We start from the raw sequence: 16,533 nt of genomic DNA, 5'->3' as shown, positions 1-16,533 counted from the left end.
TGGCTGGATCGCCAGCGCAGTCGGAGGCTCAACTGCAGCCCTCAGCGCGCGTGCGAGCCCGGCCCCCGGCAATTTCCGCCCTGCAGACGTCCAGCTCGCCAGCCTTTGGACGGCGCTCGTCACCCATGAAAGAATGTGCGGCCTCCGCCCAAGGGACGCCCCATGAACATCGCCGAACTCACCGCCCGCCTGCACGCCATTCGTGATCGCAACGACTGGCGCCAGTTCCACGCCCCAAAGAACCTGGCCATGGCCGCCAGCGTGGAAATGGCCGAGCTGGTGGAAATCTTCCAGTGGCTCAGCGAAGACCAGTCGCGCCAGCTGCCGGCAGACCAGCTCGAACATGCCGGCCAGGAAATCGGTGACGTGGTGCTCTACCTGCTGCTCCTGTGCAGCGAGCTGGGCCTGGACATGGACCAGGTGGTGCGCGCCAAGCTGGCCGACAGCGAACGGCGGTTCGCCTGATGAGCGACCGGCACTTCGATGAACTGGCGACCCGCTTCGCCGAGAAGATCTATGGCGGCGCCAAGGGCGCGATCCGCCTGGCCGTGCTGCAGGCCGACCTCGCCGAAGCCCTGCCCGATCGCCCGTTGCGGGTGCTCGATGTCGGCGCCGGCCTGGGCCATATGGCGCTGTGGCTGGCCGAGCGCGGCCACCAGGTCACCCTGGCCGAGCCCGCCGAACCCATGCTCGCCGGCGCCCGCGAGCGCTTCGCCCAAGCCGGCGTGGCGGCCACCTTCATCCAGGCGCCCTGGCAGGAGCTGCCGGGGCACTTCGAAGCGCCCTTCGACCTGGTCATCTGCCACGCGGTGCTCGAATGGCTGGCCGAGCCGGCCGCCATCCTCCCGGCCCTGCATGGGCTGACCGCTACCGATGGCTGGCTGTCCCTGGCGTTCTACAACAAGGACGCGCTGATCTACCGCAACCTGCTCAAGGGCCACCTGCGCAAGCTGCGCAAGGACGAATTCGCCGGTGAGAAGCAGAGCCTGACGCCCCAGCGCCCCCTCGACCCGCGGCAACTCGAATCGCAACTTGCCGCCAGTTGGCAGGTCGAACACAGGAGCGGCGTACGGGTTTTCCACGACTACATGCCACGGGACTTCCAGGCCAAGGCACAGCTTGCCGACCTGCTGGAAATGGAGCTGGCGCACCGCCGCCACCCGGCCTTCGCCGGCCTGGGACGCTACCTGCACTGGATCTGTCGGCCACGCTGACGCCTGCCTTGCCAGGAGAGACGCCATGAAACGCATCGCCCTGTTGCTGCTCACCACCGCCCTGGCCGCCTGCCAGAGCCACAATCCGTACTCCTCCGACTCCGTGCCCTTGCCGCCAGCGCCGCCGGGTGCCGCCAACCATTTCGACCGCAGCGCCTACCCGGCCGCCCCCCGCGACTATGGCGCCTACCGCAGCTGGACCTGGCAACAGCGCCCGGCCGGCAGCGCCTGGGCCAGCGCCGACCTGGTGCAGGACGCGCTCAACAACGCCCTCGACCAGCGCGGCCTGCGCCCCGTCCAGGGTAATGCCGCCGCCGACCTCAAGGTGCGCACCGACACCCGCCTGGAACGCCGCGTGCGCCAGGTGGCCGACAGTTACGACCCGTACTACGGTGGCGGTTATGGCAGCTTCGGCAACCGCGGTTACTACGGCAACGGCGTCGGCGTGGGTGCCCGTGTACCGCTGACCCGCACCTACGATGAGGAGGTCGTGGTGGTACGCATCGATTTCTTCGACGGCCGCAGCGGCGAACAGGTGTGGAGCGGCCAGGCCGAGATGCGCAGCAGCGGCAGCCAGGCCGAGCGTGCCGATGCCCTGCGCAAGGCCGTCAGTGACGCTCTCGGCGAGTACCCGCCGGCATGAACCACCCTATCGATGAATTGGGAGAACGCTTATGCGCCGCCTGCCTCTGCTACTGATTCCCCTGCTGCTGTTGCTCGGCGCCTGCCAGAGCCAGCAGATCAACCGCGATTTCGATGCCAGCCGCGATTTCGGCGCTTACCGCAGCTGGAGCTGGCAGGAGCCGGCGGTGCAGTACAAGCCCGACGACCCGCGCATCCGCAGCGACCTCACCGAACAGCGCCTGCGCAGTGCCGTGGCGGACCAGCTCGACCAGCGCGGCCTGCGTCCGGCAGCTGGTGGCGCCAAGGGTGACCTGAAGGTTCAGGTGTGGCTGGTCGTCGATGATCGCCAGCAGCAGGTCAGCAGCGGTTTTGGCGGTGGTTTCGGCGGCTACTGGGGCCCTTACTGGGGCGGCCCGGCCTATAACGAAACCCGCACCCTCGACTACAAGGTGGCGACCGTGCAGGTCGACCTGTTCGACGGCGACGATGGCAAGCTGGTCTGGCGTGGCAGCGACGAGCGCATCGTGCGCGACGCCGCCGGCAATCCGGCCGAGCGCGAGGCGCAGATCCGCGAAACCGTCGCTCGGGTGCTCAGCCAGTATCCACCACGCTGACGGCGCGACGTCCTTTGGCGGCGGGGCCCGACCGAAGCCTCAGCCGCGACCGAAGCGATAGAACAGGTTCGGCTCGCTGACGATATACAGGTTGCCCTGGTCGTCGAAGGTCATGCCTTCACCCTGGGGAACGGCTTTGCCAAGGCCGGCGAAACCGCCATCGAGGGTGCGGAATCCGATCAGCTTGCCGCTGTCGCCATCGAGTTCCATGATCCGCTTCGACTCGTCACTGAGGAGTGCCAGGTGGCCGGTGCGCTCGTCGAAATGCACCGATGACAGGTCGGTAGCGAACACCGAATCGCGAATCCAGTCCTCGTGATCGAGGATCTCCAAACCGAAATCACCCTGCATGCTGCGCTTCAGGCCACGAATCTCGTAAAGCTTCATCGGCGAGTGTTCCTTGGCGACGAACAGCCGGTCGCGGGCGCGGTCGTAGCCCACCCCCTCGAAGCCCTGGTTGCCGTCGCGCTGGATGCCCAGGGTCAGGGCCCGATAGTCCTCGCGGAACAACGCCCCGGCGCGCTCGGGCACCGGCACCACCACCAGGCCGTGCTGACGCTCCTCAGCCAGCAGCAGCAAGCCACCGCCCAGGTAGGTGACGCCCTCGACATCGCTGAAACCGCTCAGCGGGTAGCGCGCCAGCACCTCACCGTCCTTGCTCATGGCCAGCAGCTCTTCGGGGTTGTTGAGCACTGCCCACAGCTGGTCACGCTGCTCGTCGTAGCTGATGCCGGAGAGGTTGTTCTTCACATTGCCGACGGCCTTGGCATCCACCTGCACCTTGTATTCACGGCCCAGCAGGCTGCCCGGCGTCCACTGCGACACAGCCGGCGTGGTCAGCCAGTAATAAAAGCGATCATCCAGGTGCAGCGCACGCATCTGGTAAACGGCGGCGAGCAGCACGGCGAACAGCAGCCCCATCCATGGGCGCAGGACAGGCAGGCGGGAAAAAGCCCGTTTGGCGGCAGATAGCATGATGACTCTCGACGGGGGATGTGCGGGCAGGGTGCCTGAGCAATGTTGCAATTGCGCGGCACCCGGGACCGCATTGAGAGAGGCGCCTGCGGGCAAAGTTCCTCAGCGCCCTGTAACCGGATTCTGCGCGCTGCAGCCCGGCGGCTACTGCGGATGATGGTTTACCCGGCTCGAAAGAGCGTGCAGACTGCCGCAAGAAAGTGCGCAGCGCGCCGGCGACGATGGCCAGCCCTGCTCGCCCGCGCCCCCGCATGCCGATCGGCCTGGAACTGAAGGAGATCATCTTGGCGTCCAGTGAAACCAGCACCTCCTTGAGTACCGCGATCGCCAACTGCGCCAAGGAACCCATCCATATCCCGGGCAGCATCCAGCCCCAGGGTTTCCTGATGGTGTTCGACGAGCAGGCGTTGACGGTACTGCAGGTCAGCGAGAACGTCGCCGACTGGCTCGGCCTCGAGCCCGACTGGCTGCTGGGGCGGCACCTGGACGAGTTGCTCGAAGACAGCGCCGTGCTGGCCGAGCGCCTGGCGCAGCTGTCCGACGACGACACCACGCCCTTTCACATCGGTGACGTGCGCTTTCGCGAAGGCAGCCGTCGCGGCGAGATGACCGCGATGGTCGCCCACCGCTTCGATCAGGTGCTGATCGCCGAATTCGAGACCACCAGCAACGTGGTCACCGCCTACAACACCCTGTACCCGATGGTGCGCACCTTCATCGGCCACCTGCAGGGCGCCGAGGACATCGACGAGCTGTGCCGGCTGTCGGTGGCCGAGGTCAAGCGCGTCACCGGTTTCGGCCGCGTGAAGATCTACAGCTTCGATCCCGAAGGCAATGGCCTGGTGCTCGCCGAGTGCCTCGACGAGGACTATCCCAGCTACCTGGGCCTGAGCTTCCCGGCCTCGGACATCCCGCCCCAGGCCCGCCAGCTGTACGTGGCCAACCGGATCCGGGTGATCGAAGACGCCAACTACCAGCCCTCGCCGCTGCGCCCGGCCTGCAACCCGCTGACCGGCAAGCCCCTGGACCTCAGCTTCGCGACGCTGCGCAGCGTTTCGCCGGTGCACCTGCAGTACATGCGCAACATGCAGACCATCGCCTCGATGTCGATCTCCATCGTGGTCGAAGGCCAGCTGTGGGGGCTGATTTCCTGCCACCACGCCAGCGCCCGCTCGGTCGGTTTCCAGACGCGCACCGCCTGCGAGCTGCTGGGCCGCATGCTGTCGCTGCAGATCGAGGCGAAGATCGCCCACTCGCGCACCCAGCACCTGCTGCAGTTGCGCCGCCACATCGTGCAGATGCTCTCGGCGATGGCCGACCGCGACAGCGTCAGCGAAGGCTTGCTGTCGCTGCCCGATACCTTGCTCGACTTCGCCCAGGCCAGCGGCGCGGCGATCATCTCGGCCTCGCATTGCGACCTGATCGGCCAGACGCCACCACGCGACCAGGTCAATGCCCTGGTGCAATGGCTGGGTGCCCGCCAGAGCGAGGACCTGTTCCAGACCGACAACGTCGGCCGTGACATCCCGCAGCTGCCCGAGCTGGCCAAGCACGTCGGCGGCCTGCTGGCGGTGGCCATCTCCGAGCTGCACTCGCACTACCTGATCTGGTTCAAGCCGGAGCAGAAGCGCGTCGTGCAATGGGCCGGCAAGCCCGAGAAAGCGGTCAGCGCCAGCGGCGCGCTCAACCCCCGCAACAGCTTCGCGCGCTGGCAGGAGGAAATCAGCGGTTTCTCCACGCCCTGGCACGAGCAGGAGCCGGAAAGCGCCCTGGAGCTGCGCAACGCGGTGCTCGGTATCGTGCTGCGCAAGGCCGAGGAAATGGCCCAGCTGGCCAACGACCTGAAGAAAACCAACAAGGAGCTGGAAGCCTTTTCCTACAGCGTATCCCACGACCTGCGCGCTCCGCTGCGGCATATTGCCGGCTATGCCGAGCTGCTGGGCGATTTCGAAGGCGCCAAGCTGTCCGAGCGCGGGATACGCTTTCTCGAGCACATCACCGAATCGGCACGCTTCGCCGGCACCCTGGTGGACAACCTGCTGAGCTTCTCGCAGATGGGCCGCTCGGCACTGCGCTTCACGGACGTCAACCTGCAGGCGCTGGTCGAATCGATCCGCGAGGAAATGAAACCCGACTACCAGAGTCGCCACCTGGAATGGCACATCCAGCCGCTGCCGCGGGTGGTCGCCGACGCCGCCTTCCTGCATCTGGCGCTGCGCAACCTGCTGGCCAACGCCATCAAGTACAGCCGCGAGCGTGACCCGGCGATCATCGTCGTCGGCGCCCAGGAAAGCGATGAAGAAGTGGTCGTCTTTGTGCGCGACAATGGCGTGGGCTTCAATATGGAGTACGTGGACAAGCTGTTCGGCGTATTCCAGCGCTTGCACCGTATGGAGGAATTCGAAGGCACCGGCATCGGCCTGGCCAGCGTACGACGTATAATCGAGCGTCACGACGGGCGGGTCTGGGCCGAGGGCAAGATCAATCAGGGCGCCACTTTCTATTTCGCGTTACCCAAACGCCACCACCCCGCCATGTCATGACGGGTCGAGGACTTTAATGCTCAAACCTATTCTGCTGGTCGAAGACAATCCACACGATCTGGAATTGACCCTGATCGCGCTGGAGCGCAGCCAGCTGGCCAATGACGTGATCGTCATGCGCGATGGTGCCGAGGCGCTGGACTACCTGTTCCGCCGTGGTGACCATGCCGATCGTCTGCCCGGCAACCCGGCGATCATGATGCTCGACCTCAAGCTGCCGAAGGTCGACGGTCTGGAAGTGCTCAAGGTGGTGCGCGACTCCCCGGAACTGCGCAGCATGCCGATCGTCATGCTCACCTCGTCGCGCGAGGGTCCGGACCTGCAACGCGCCTACGAATTGAACGTGAACGCCTACGTGGTCAAACCGGTCGAATTCAAGGCGTTCGTCTCGGCCATTTCCGACCTCGGTGTGTTCTGGGCAGTGCTCAACGAGCCGCCTCCAGGCTCCATGCGCCTGCAACGTCGCTCCAAGGACGACGAGACGCCAGCCGACGAAAACTGATCGCCCGCGATCCTTGCGTGATTTCCAGGCCTAACCACAGACCGTGATCGACGACCTTTCCATGCCGCTTGTGCCCATCAAATTACTGTTCATCGAAGACAGCCCGCATGATGCGGAACTGGCCCTGCTCGCACTGGAACGCAACGGTCTGACGGTCGACAGCACCCTGGTCTACGACCACGAGGCCGCCGAACGCGCACTGAAGAACGAGCGCTTCGACCTGATCGTCTCCGACTACCTGCTGCCCGGCTCGTCAGGGGCCCAGGCGCTGGAAGTGGCGCGCCGCCTGGCCCCGCAGACGCCGTTCATCTTCCTGTCCGGCATGTTCGGCGAAGAGCACGCGGTGGAAATGATGCGCCTGGGCGCCGTCGACTACGTGCTCAAGCAGAACCTGCCGTTCCTGCCCAAGGCCATCGACCGCGCCATGGCCGAGGTCAACGAGCGCGAAGAGCGGCGCCGCGTGGAAGACACCCTGCAGGCCGTCGAGGCCCGCGCCCGGCTGGCCATCGGCGCAGCGCGCATGGGCATGTGGGATTACATGCCGGCCACCGATACGCTGATCTGGGACGAACGTTGCCGCGCCCTGTATGAGCTGGAGCCGGACACCGAGGTCGACATGGCCCTGTTTCTCGGCCGCTGCCACCCCGATGACCGCGCGCAACTGCGCCAGCGGGTCAACGAGGCGCTGGCCACCGACAGCGGCAACGAATTCCAGGCCGAATTCCGCCTGCCCCTGAGCAATGGCAGCAAGCGCTGGATTTCCGCCCGCGGCCAGGCGTTCTTCGACGACGGCCAGTGCACCCGCTTTCTCGGCGTGCTGCACGACATCACCGAACAGAAGCAGGCCAACGAAGCCCTGTTGCGCCTCAACGACGTACTCGGCGAGCGCGTCGAGAAACGTACCCGTGAGCGCGACCGCAACTGGGAACTGTCCCGCGACCTGCTTGCCGTGCTGCGTTTCGACATGCGCCCCAGCGCCCTCAACCCCGCCTGGGAACAGACCCTCGGCTGGACGCGCCAGCAGCTTACCCAGGGCCCACTGTGGGAACTGGTGCATGCCGACGACCAGAACGATACCCGCGCGCACATCGAGCGGGTGACCTCGGACAACGCCTCGGTGCGCTTCGTCAACCGCATGCGCCATGCCGGCGGCGAGTACCACTGGCTGTCGTGGATCGTGGTGCGCGACGACGACCTGCTGTACACCACGGTACGCGACATCACCCACGAGCGCGCCGTGGTCGAGGAACTGGCCGCCACCAACCAGCAGCTGCGCGAGCAGATCGCCGAGCGCGAGCGCGTCGAGGCGACCCTGCAGCAGATGCAGCGCCTGGAAGCGGTCGGCCAGCTCACCGCAGGCGTCGCCCATGACTTCAACAACCTGCTGACGGTGGTGCTGACCAGCACCAGCTTCCTGATCCGCGACCTGGAAAAGGGCAACCTGGACAAGGCCCGTGGCCGCCTGCAGAACATCACCGATGCCGGCGAGCGCGGCGCCAAGCTGACCGGTCAGCTGCTGGCCTTCTCGCGGCGCCAGCGCCTGGTGCCGGAAGCGGTCAACCTCGGCGAAACCGTGCTGGGCATGCTCGAACTGCTGAAGAGCACCCTGGGCGGCAGCGTATTGATCGAGACCACCACCGAGCCCGACCTGTGGCATGCCCGGGTCGACCCGACGCAGATCGAACTGATCATCCTCAACCTGGCGATCAACGCCCGCGATGCCATGGGTGTGGGCGGCACCCTGCACCTGAGCACCAGCAACGAGGTGATCAGCGAAGCCCCGCGCCGCCCGGAAGACCCGGAGCCCGGCGACTACGTGGTGCTGTCGGTGCAGGATTCCGGCAGCGGCATGAGCGAGGCGGTGCTGGCCAAGGCCTTCGAACCGTTCTTCACCACCAAGGAAATCGGCAAGGGCTCGGGCCTCGGCCTGGCCCAGGTGTTCGGCTTCGCCAAGCAGTCCGGTGGCGGCGCGCGCATTCTCACCAAGATGGGCGTCGGCACCACGGTCAAGGTCTACCTGCCGGGCCTGCGCAACGTGGTGCCGGCCGAGGAACAGGTATCCAGCCAGCCGCTGCCGATCGCCGAGCCGGGCGACCAGCGCACCATCCTGCTGGTCGACGATGACCCTCGGGTGCGCGAGGTCACCGCCCTGACGCTGGACGCCCTCGGCTATCAGGTGCGCGAAGCCCACAGCGGCCTGGACGCCCTGAGCAAACTCGACGATGACATCGACCTGCTGCTCGCCGACTTCGCCATGCCGGGCATGAACGGCGCCGAACTGGCCCAGGCGGTACGCCGCCGCTACCCGCAACTGCCGGTGGTATTCGTCACCGGCTACGCGGAACTGGGCGGGCTCGACGCCGATGAGGCCTTCATCGTGCAAAAGCCCTATCGCAGCGACGAACTGGCGGAGAAGCTGCAGCTCGCCTTCGCCAGCGGCAAGTCCACCTGAACCCGCCAGCGCTGCGGCCAACCAGCAGGCTGCGCTAGTGGCCAGACCGCCAGGATAAGCTCCCCGATCGATGTCCGCGACAGAGAATACGCCCCTCCAATCCTGTCTGTTCGCCGGTCAGTCCGGCGACACGGTCGAACTCATCCGCCGTTTCGACTGGGCAGCCACCGCGCTCGGCCCCATCGGGCAATGGCCGGAGGTGCTGATCAGCACCACGCGCCTGATCCTCTCCTCACCGACGCCGATCGTGTTGCTGTGCGGCGAGCGCGGCGTGCTGATCTACAACGATGCTTACGCGGCCTTCGCCGGCCAGCGCCACCCGGACATCTTCGGCCTGCCTGCAGAGGATGCCTGGCCGGAGATCGCCGAGTGGAACCGCCACGTGATCAGCATGGGCCTGACCGGTCGTTCCATGTGCCAGGAAAACCTCTACCTGCCCCTGCGCCGCCCCGGTCTGCAGGACGATGCGTGGATGAACCTCTACTACAACCCGCTGCTCGACAACACCGGCCGCTCCCACGGCATGATGTGCATCGTGGTGGAGACCACCAACCAGATCGTCGCCATCGAACAGCGCACCCAGGCCGAAGCCGAATTGCGCAGCGCCAACGAGCGCATCGAACTGGCGCTCAACGCCGGTGCCGTGCTCGGCACCTGGGTGTGGGACATTCCCAACGATCGGGTGACCGGCGACGAACGCTTCGCCCGCGCCTTCGCCGCCGACCCCCAGCAGGCGGCCAGCGGCATGGCGCTGGATCGCGTCACCCTGGCCATCCACCCGCAGGACCGACCGCGGGTACGCGCGATGATCGAGCACACCATCGCCACCGGCGGCAGCTACCGTGCCGAGTACCGCGTCCTGCAGGCCGACGGGAGCTATCGGTGGATCGAGGCCAACGGCCGCTGCGAGCGGGCCCCCGATGGCACGCCGCTGCGCTTTCCCGGCGTATTGATGGACATCGACGAGCGCAAGCGCACCGAGCTGGCGCTGCGCCAGCTGACCCAGACCCTCGAGGAACGAGTCAGCGAGGCCGTGCTGCAGCGCACCCAGGCCGAGGAACAGCTGCGCCAGGCGCAGAAGATGGAAGCCATCGGCCAGTTGACCGGCGGCATCGCCCACGACTTCAACAACCTGCTGGCCGGCATTCTCGGCAGCCTGGAGCTGATCCAGCGCAAGCTGCCGGGCAACGAACACCCACAATTGGCGCGCTTCGTCGACGCCGCCATTGCCTCGGCCAACCGCGGCGCCTCGCTGACCCACCGCCTGCTGGCCTTTGCCCGGCGCCAGTCGCTGGACATGCGCCCGGTCGAGGTCAACGTGCTGGTGCGGGCCCTCGAGGACCTGCTGGTGCGTACCCTGGGCGAGCAGATCAGCCTGGAAACCCAGCTGGCCGACGACCTGTGGCCAACCCGCAGCGACGGCCACCAACTGGAAAACGCGCTGATCAACCTGGCCATCAATGCCCGGGACGCCATGCCCGACGGCGGCAGGCTGCGCATCGAGACCCGCAACACCCAGCTCGGTGAGCGCGAGGCACAGAATCACCAGGTACCGGCCGGCGACTACCTGCTGCTGTCGGTCAGCGATACCGGTTGTGGCATGCCCGAGGAAATCATTCGCCACGCCTTCGAGCCGTTCTTCACCACCAAACCCATCGGCCAGGGCACCGGCCTGGGCCTGTCGATGGTCTACGGCTTCGTCAAGCAGACCGGCGGCTACCTGCACCTGGAAAGCCAGGTCGGCCGCGGCACCACCCTGAACCTTTACCTGCCACGCCTGGCCGTGGCACCGGCCGAGCTGCCGCACAGCACGACGCCTGAGGCGCCGCGCGGCACCGGCGAATGCATCCTGGTGGTGGAAGACGACAAGGTGGTGCGCATGCTGATGGTCGAGGTGCTCGAAGAACTGGGCTACAACCTTATCCAGGCCAGTGATGCACAGAGCGCCCTGGGGCTCATGGAGCAGCACGCGCCGCTCGACCTGCTGCTCACCGATGTCGGCCTGCCCGGCATGAACGGCCGGCAGCTCGCCGACGCCGCCCGCCAGCGCCAGCCGAACCTCAAGGTGCTGTTCGCCACCGGCTACGCCGAGGGCGCGCAAATGCGCGACGGCTACCTGGGCAAGGACATGGACATGATCGCCAAGCCGTTCTCCTTCGAGGCCCTGGCCGGCAAGCTCAAGGCCATGCTCGGCGACTGATCGGCAACAGCCTGATGCCAGGCGCAGAATCGGGGAACTCCGCAACGAGGCAGCGGCTCAATAGTCGGCACCCCGGCGCTTGTCGCCCTGTCCTTTTTCCAGGAATCCCTGCATGCGCGTAGAAGGCTTTTTCGAATCCCTGGGCGAGGCGTTCGGCTCGTTCATCCGCTTTATCGTCGATGCCCTGAGCGGCGTGTTCGGCATGCTCGCCGGCGCAGTCGCCAGCTTTATCGACGGCCTGTCCGGCGCCCTGGGCGTCACCCCCTCGCTGCTCAGCATCGCCGTATTGCTGCTGGGGCTGATCCTGCTCTACAGCGCGGTGCGCTCGTTCATGCGCGGCTCGGTGATCGGTGGCCTGATCTGGCTATTGCTGGGCCTGTGGCTGCTTAGCGGGCTGATCCACTAAGCGCCTGCTCAAAATCTTCATACGCCTGAAGCGGCAACTACAAGGTAGAAGCGGCCGTTCGCTACGTAGGGTGGATCGGGGCGCGTAGCTGACGCTCTTTTCATCCACCATTGCAATCGCAGAGCGGTGGACGGGTCGGGCCGCGTAGGTGAAGCGTCGTCCACCCTACGATCGGCCGCTTGCGCCACTTAACCGCCAAAGTCGACGAACCGGGCTGAAAGATCATGAACAGATTCTGAGCACCACGGCACATGCAGCGCTGTTGTCTGAAGTCATCAGACATCTTGCATCCAAGTGTTACAGCGGACGTGCTAGGCTGAACGGCCGTCGTCAGCCGCCCAAGTACTCCAATGTCCGTCCATGGTCAGTTGCTACTGCGTCACCACACGCCTTTCATCCGCTTCTGGCTGGCCCGGGTCTTCACCGCCAGCGGCTTCCAGATGCTCACCGTGGCCATTGGCTGGCAGATGTACAGCCTCACCGGCAACGTGCTCGACCTGGGTCTGGTCGGCCTGGTCGAATTCCTGCCCAAGATCCTCTTCATCCTGTTGACCGGCCATGTCGCCGACCGCTTCGACCGCCGCAAGGTCGCCGCCCTGTGCCAGTGTGGCCAGGCCATCGTCGCCATCACCCTGTTGCTCGGCAGCAGCACGGGTAGCCTGACCCGCGAGATGATCTTCGTCATCGCCTTCATGATGGGCACCGCCCGGGCATTCGAAATGCCCACTACCCAGGCGCTGCTGCCCAATATCGTGCCGCCGGGCCTGTTCCCCGCCGCCGTGGCCGCCTCCAGCTCAGCGATGCAGACCGCGACCATCGTCTCCCCGGCCCTGGGCGGCGTGCTCTACGCCGTGGCGCCGGTCTGGGTGTACGGCCCGGCGCTGGTGCTCTACCTGATCGCAGTGGGCATGATGCTCAGCCTGCCGTCGCAACAGAAACCGCTGAAGCAGAAGATTTCCGTGGAATCGCTGCTGGCCGGCTTCCGCTTCATCCGCAGCCGCCCGGAAGTGTTCGGCGCCATTTCCATGGACATGTTCGCCGTGCTGCTCGGCGGCGCCACCGCCCTGCTGCCGGTATTCGCCAAGGACATTCTGCTCACCGGCCCCTGGGGCCTGGGCCTGTTGCGCTCGGCGCCGGCGGTGGGCGCCCTGCTGATGTCCATCTACCTGGCGCGCCACCCCATCGAGCGGCGGGTCGGCCCGGTGATTCTCGGCTCGGTGGCGATCTTCGGCGTGGCGACCATCGGCTTCGGCCTGTCCACCTCGCTGTGGTTCAGCCTGGCGACCCTGGTGCTGCTCGGCGCCGCCGACATGGTCAGCATGGTGATCCGCGGCGCCTTCGTGCAACTGCAGACGCCCGATGACATGCGCGGCCGGGTGGGCGCGGTGAACAGCCTGTTTATCGGCGCCTCCAACCAGCTCGGCGACTTCCGCGCCGGGGTCAGCGCCGCCTGGTTCGGCACCGTGCCGGCCGTGCTGATCGGCGGCTTCGGCGCAATCGGCATCAGCCTGCTGTGGATCAAGCTGTTCCCGGCGCTGTCGAGTCGGGACCGGATTCGGGATCCGTTGGTGGGGGATGAGTCTGGTTGAACGACCGCGCGTGACGACGCTTGATGGTGCGCGGTTCAGCCTCGGCGTCCAGGCCCAGCAGTTCCCAGGGGTTCACCACTCGGCCTTCTTGCTGTAGTCGACCTTGAAGGCGCCGGTGCGCCACAGCGACCAGCGCGGCCAGGGCATACGGCGGCCGCCAACCAGGCCGAGAAACAGCACTTCGAGCAGCAAGGCAGCGCCGAATACGACTCCGCCAGGAACCAGGCTTGGCGCGAATGAGGTGACGATCATCGCGAAAAGAGCGGCCGGCAAGCCATGGCGCAGCACCAGCATGCCGGCGCCACGGTCGCGCCAGACGGCGGGCAGCAGCAACCGGCTCAGCGGTACGTCGAGGCGGGTCAGGTACCGGGCCAGCCGGCTCCAGCCGCGGGCGAGCATCACCATCCAGGCGACCATCCCGACGCTGATCAGCAGGTCCTTGAGCCCCAGGCCGAGATAGCCGCCCGAACGTTCCAGGTACACCGACATCTGCGCATCCTGCAGCGAGGTGGCGAACATCGCGGTGAACAGCATGAGCCAGGCGTAGACCGTGGCCGGCACCGTCCATTGGCGTGGCTGCCAGCGCCACCAATCCTCGTCGATCTGCAGGTCGAGCAGCTCCGGCAACTCGGGGTAACGCTCGGTGAGCATGTGCTCCAGCGCGTCACAGGCCTGCCAGTCCTCAGCGTCGAAACGGTCGACCAACTGGCGCGTGTCACGCTCATTCAGACTTTTTAGCAGTAGCCAGGCCGCGCGTTCCTCGGCGCGCAGCGGCCAATCCAGTTGCAGATGTTGCTGCACGCGCTGGCCCACGGCGTGACGCTCGCAGCGCCAGCACAGCCAGTTCCAGCGCTCGACGGAGCACGGCAGCTCACCGGTGTCCTCGTTCCAGCCGAACAGCCGGCACAGGCGATCAAACAGCCCGCCCGTCCAATGATCGGTGACTTCGAGCATCCACACCATGCCGTCCTGCAACTGCCGGCGGCGGTCGAAGGACTGCAGCCAGTCGCTGGCCAGCAGGGCGGTGGCGGCATCCACGACGGCGCGCTCCTCGCCGGCCTGCAAGCGCTGCTGCAGAGTTTCCAGTTCCACAGCCAACAGGCGCGCGGCCAGGGCCTCCGAATGTGCGCGGGGCAGGTATTCGGCCTGCCAGGGCGACAGCCATTGCAAGCGCTGCATGCCCCAGCGCAGGATGTTCAGCCCCTCTTCGTCAAGGGTGGCGCAGCGGGCCAGCAGATAACGCTGCAGATCGGTTTCCAGCCCCTGTTCGCGGGCCTGCTGCAGGGCCGCGTCCAGCGAGTCGTTGGCCTCCAGCAACTGCTCGAGGCGCGCATGCGCTGGCGCTTCAGTGGCCGCTGCGACAACAGGCTCGTCCTCCACCACTAACGTCGACGCCACAGCAGGCACCTGCCGTTGCTCGGAGCCGGCATTCCGCGATCGATCCTCGGCGGCAGCATGCGCCAATGCCTGCTCGTAGGCTTCGCGCAGGCGCTGGAAGGCCTCGGTGTCCTCGTCCGGGCGGTGCTGTTTGAGCAGCTGCGCATAGCGGCGCTTGATGCTGCGGGTATCGGCGTCGGCGTCCAGGCCAAGCAGCGTCCAGGGGTTCATAAGCGATCAGTACCCCTGCTCGATGGCATCCAGGCGCGCGGCCACTTCGCCACGGGCCTCGCGAATTTCCCGCTCGTCCTGGCGCTCCAGAATGCTGGCGAAATGCGCGGCCAGCTGGCCGACGTGTTCGCGCAAATCGCCCAGGCACTCCTGATACAGGCGTTCCAGGCGCGCCATCAGAGCGCTGTTGACCTGCTGGTCGCGCGGGTGGACCTTGAGCGCCTCCAGCGCCGCGAAACGCTCGGCGATTTCCGCGGGGCTGAGCACGCCGGGGTTGTTCTCGATCACCAGGCGATGGCTTTCACCGGTCAGCGGTGTGTCCACCTGGGCCTCGAGCAGGCCGTTGATGTCGTAGGTGAAGCGGATATCCAGGGACACTTCGCCAGCGGGCCGCGGCGGCACGGCCACGTCCAGCTCGCCGAGAAAGATGTTGTTGGCCACCAGCCGGCTTTCGCCCTGGTAGATGCGTACGCTGACCTGCTTCTGGTTGTCATGCAGGGTGTACACGCTCTGCACCCGGCTGACCGGCACCACGCAGTTGCGCTCGATGATCGGCAGGTAATGGCCGCTCTGCTGCTGGGTGCCCACCTGCTTGCTGATTTCCACGCCCAGGCTGAAGGGGCAGACGTCGGTGAGCACCACCTCCTCCAGCGTGGCATCGCGGGCCTTGAGCGCGGCCTGGATAGCGGCGCCCTGAGCGATCACCTCGTCGGGGTTGAGGTGCATGGCCGGGAAGCGCCCGAACAGGCTGGCCACCAGCTTGCGCACCAGCGGCATGCGCGTGGTGCCGCCGACCAGCAGCACTTCGTCGAGGTCGGCGACCTTGATGCGCGCATCGCGCAGGGCCCGCTCGATGGGCGCGCGCAGGCGTTCGAGCAGCGGTTCGCAGATGCTCAGCAGCCTGTCCTGGCTCAGCGGCAGCGTCCACTCGCGACCATCCTCGCGCAGCTGGAACACCGCCTCGGGCTGTTGCCCCAGGGCATGGCGCACGCGCTGGGCTTCGCGGCGCAGGCGCTGATGGATCGCCGGCTGCTGGTGGTCGGGCAGGCCCTGGCCGTTCATGGCACTGAGGAAGTGGGCGACCAGGGCATCGTCGAAGTCCTCGCCGCCGAGGAAGTTGTCGCCGGCACTGGCGCGCACTTCCATTACGCCCTCGAACAGCTCCAGCACCGACACGTCGAAGGTGCCGCCGCCCAGGTCGAAGACCAGAAAGGTCGCCTCGCCCTTCTGGTGCAGGCCATAGGCCAGGGCCGCAGCGGTGGGTTCGTTGATCAGCTTCTCGACCTTCAGCCCGGCCAGCTCGCCAGCGATGCGCGTGGCTTTGCGTTGGGCATCGCTGAAGTACGCCGGCACGCTGATCACCGCTTCGCTGACCGGCTGCCCATAGGCGCGCTCGACGTCCTCCTTGAGGCTGCGCAGCACCAGCGCGGACAATTCTTCCGGGCGGAACGCGCGCGACCCCAGGCGGGTGCTCCGGGCGCTGCCCATGTGCCGCTTGAACAGCGCCGCGGTGAGGTGCGGGTGGGTTTGCAGGCGCTCGCGGGCGATATCGCCGACCACCAGTTGGTCGTGGTCGTCGAGGCCGACCACGCTGGGCGTCAGCAAGCGGCCCAGGGCATTGGGCACCAGCCGCGCCGCCTCGCCGTCCCAGACCGAGACCAGGCTGTTGGTGGTGCCGAGGTCGATTCCGATGATCATGTGCGTTGCAGCCTCCCTGTGCGTGCCGGCCAACGGCGCGTCAGGCGCCGGGCGGGGCGGTATTAGAGCGCTCTGACAAGGCTGGGTAAAGGAGGTTTGCCGCGGTTT

13 protein-coding genes are annotated in these 16,533 nt (G+C 66.6%); 10 read left to right on the top strand and 3 right to left on the bottom strand.

Going from position 1 to position 16,533, the window contains the following annotated elements; genetic code table 11:
• Window positions 1–162 precede the first annotated feature (162 nt).
• Genes K8U54_RS12645 through K8U54_RS12630 form a run of 4 tightly spaced genes read left to right on the top strand, consistent with a single transcriptional unit; the run spans window position 163 to window position 2,452 of the window.
• The gene (locus K8U54_RS12645) at window positions 163–465 is read left to right on the top strand and encodes a MazG-like family protein (protein WP_249906189.1); all 303 of its coding nucleotides are present in this window, start codon (window positions 163–165) and stop codon (window positions 463–465) included.
• Window positions 465–1,214 carry a methyltransferase domain-containing protein gene (locus K8U54_RS12640; protein ID WP_249906188.1) on the top strand — a complete coding sequence of 250 codons (750 nt, stop codon included), beginning with the start codon at window positions 465–467 and terminating at the stop codon, window positions 1,212–1,214. Before K8U54_RS12645 ends, K8U54_RS12640 begins: the two co-directional genes overlap by 1 nt.
• A 25-nt stretch (window positions 1,215–1,239) precedes the next feature.
• A complete protein-coding gene (locus tag K8U54_RS12635) occupies window positions 1,240–1,857 on the top strand; it encodes a DUF4136 domain-containing protein (RefSeq protein WP_249906187.1) in 618 nt (205 codons plus the stop codon).
• A gap of 31 nt (window positions 1,858–1,888) precedes the next feature.
• On the top strand, window positions 1,889–2,452 hold the full coding sequence (locus K8U54_RS12630; RefSeq protein WP_249906186.1) for a DUF4136 domain-containing protein: 564 nt from the start codon (window positions 1,889–1,891) through the stop codon (window positions 2,450–2,452).
• A 39-nt stretch (window positions 2,453–2,491) separates the two neighbouring features.
• Here K8U54_RS12630 and K8U54_RS12625 read toward each other — a convergent pair whose 3' ends face one another.
• A complete protein-coding gene (locus tag K8U54_RS12625) occupies window positions 2,492–3,427 on the bottom strand; it encodes an SdiA-regulated domain-containing protein (protein ID WP_249906185.1) in 936 nt (311 codons plus the stop codon).
• A gap of 284 nt (window positions 3,428–3,711) precedes the next feature.
• On the opposite strand from K8U54_RS12625, the gene K8U54_RS12620 reads away from it, so the two are divergent.
• From K8U54_RS12620 to K8U54_RS12595, 6 genes are all read left to right on the top strand, one after another.
• Complete coding sequence (locus K8U54_RS12620; RefSeq protein ID WP_249906184.1) at window positions 3,712–5,970, top strand: ATP-binding protein; 2,259 nt, start codon at window positions 3,712–3,714, stop codon at window positions 5,968–5,970.
• A 16-nt stretch (window positions 5,971–5,986) separates the two neighbouring features.
• Window positions 5,987–6,472, top strand: a complete 486-nt coding sequence (locus K8U54_RS12615) for a response regulator (RefSeq protein WP_249906183.1) — start codon at window positions 5,987–5,989, stop codon at window positions 6,470–6,472.
• Between the two features lie 61 nt (window positions 6,473–6,533).
• On the top strand, window positions 6,534–8,924 hold the full coding sequence (locus K8U54_RS12610; RefSeq protein WP_249906182.1) for a response regulator: 2,391 nt from the start codon (window positions 6,534–6,536) through the stop codon (window positions 8,922–8,924).
• Between the two features lie 70 nt (window positions 8,925–8,994).
• The gene (locus K8U54_RS12605; protein WP_249906181.1) at window positions 8,995–11,124 is read left to right on the top strand and encodes an ATP-binding protein; all 2,130 of its coding nucleotides are present in this window, start codon (window positions 8,995–8,997) and stop codon (window positions 11,122–11,124) included.
• Window positions 11,125–11,236: 112 nt separating this feature from the next.
• On the top strand, window positions 11,237–11,530 hold the full coding sequence (locus tag K8U54_RS12600) for a hypothetical protein (RefSeq protein WP_070886050.1): 294 nt from the start codon (window positions 11,237–11,239) through the stop codon (window positions 11,528–11,530).
• A 350-nt stretch (window positions 11,531–11,880) separates the two neighbouring features.
• Window positions 11,881–13,119 carry an MFS transporter gene (locus tag K8U54_RS12595; protein ID WP_249906180.1) on the top strand — a complete coding sequence of 413 codons (1,239 nt, stop codon included), beginning with the start codon at window positions 11,881–11,883 and terminating at the stop codon, window positions 13,117–13,119.
• 72 nt (window positions 13,120–13,191) lie between these two features.
• Here the strand turns inward: K8U54_RS12595 and K8U54_RS12590 are convergent, their stop codons facing one another.
• Window positions 13,192–14,727 (bottom strand): J domain-containing protein, encoded by a 1,536-nt coding sequence (locus tag K8U54_RS12590; RefSeq protein ID WP_249906179.1) that lies wholly within the window; start codon window positions 14,725–14,727, stop codon window positions 13,192–13,194.
• Between the two features lie 6 nt (window positions 14,728–14,733).
• Window positions 14,734–16,425, bottom strand: a complete 1,692-nt coding sequence (locus tag K8U54_RS12585; RefSeq protein WP_249906178.1) for a molecular chaperone HscC — start codon at window positions 16,423–16,425, stop codon at window positions 14,734–14,736.
• Window positions 16,426–16,533 lie beyond the last annotated feature (108 nt).

It is taken from the genome of Pseudomonas fulva (assembly GCF_023517795.1).
Lineage (GTDB): Bacteria > Pseudomonadota > Gammaproteobacteria > Pseudomonadales > Pseudomonadaceae > Aquipseudomonas > Aquipseudomonas fulva_D.
This window is presented reverse-complemented; position numbering and strand designations above follow the sequence as displayed.

Bases quoted from the DNA above. Each gene is read 5' to 3' on its own strand.
- K8U54_RS12640 (WP_249906188.1), top strand. From the start codon at position 465: ATGAGCGACCGGCACTTCGATGAACTGGCGACCCGCTTCGCCGAGAAG.
- K8U54_RS12615 (WP_249906183.1), top strand. From the start codon at position 5,987: ATGCTCAAACCTATTCTGCTGGTCGAAGACAATCCACACGATCTGGAA.
- K8U54_RS12605 (WP_249906181.1), top strand. From the start codon at position 8,995: ATGTCCGCGACAGAGAATACGCCCCTCCAATCCTGTCTGTTCGCCGGT.
- K8U54_RS12630 (WP_249906186.1), top strand. From the start codon at position 1,889: ATGCGCCGCCTGCCTCTGCTACTGATTCCCCTGCTGCTGTTGCTCGGC.
- K8U54_RS12595 (WP_249906180.1), top strand. From the start codon at position 11,881: ATGTCCGTCCATGGTCAGTTGCTACTGCGTCACCACACGCCTTTCATC.
- K8U54_RS12625 (WP_249906185.1), bottom strand. From the start codon at position 3,427: ATGCTATCTGCCGCCAAACGGGCTTTTTCCCGCCTGCCTGTCCTGCGC.
- K8U54_RS12645 (WP_249906189.1), top strand. From the start codon at position 163: ATGAACATCGCCGAACTCACCGCCCGCCTGCACGCCATTCGTGATCGC.
- K8U54_RS12590 (WP_249906179.1), bottom strand. From the start codon at position 14,727: ATGAACCCCTGGACGCTGCTTGGCCTGGACGCCGACGCCGATACCCGC.
- K8U54_RS12600 (WP_070886050.1), top strand. From the start codon at position 11,237: ATGCGCGTAGAAGGCTTTTTCGAATCCCTGGGCGAGGCGTTCGGCTCG.
- K8U54_RS12635 (WP_249906187.1), top strand. From the start codon at position 1,240: ATGAAACGCATCGCCCTGTTGCTGCTCACCACCGCCCTGGCCGCCTGC.
- K8U54_RS12585 (WP_249906178.1), bottom strand. From the start codon at position 16,425: ATGATCATCGGAATCGACCTCGGCACCACCAACAGCCTGGTCTCGGTC.
- K8U54_RS12610 (WP_249906182.1), top strand. From the start codon at position 6,534: ATGCCGCTTGTGCCCATCAAATTACTGTTCATCGAAGACAGCCCGCAT.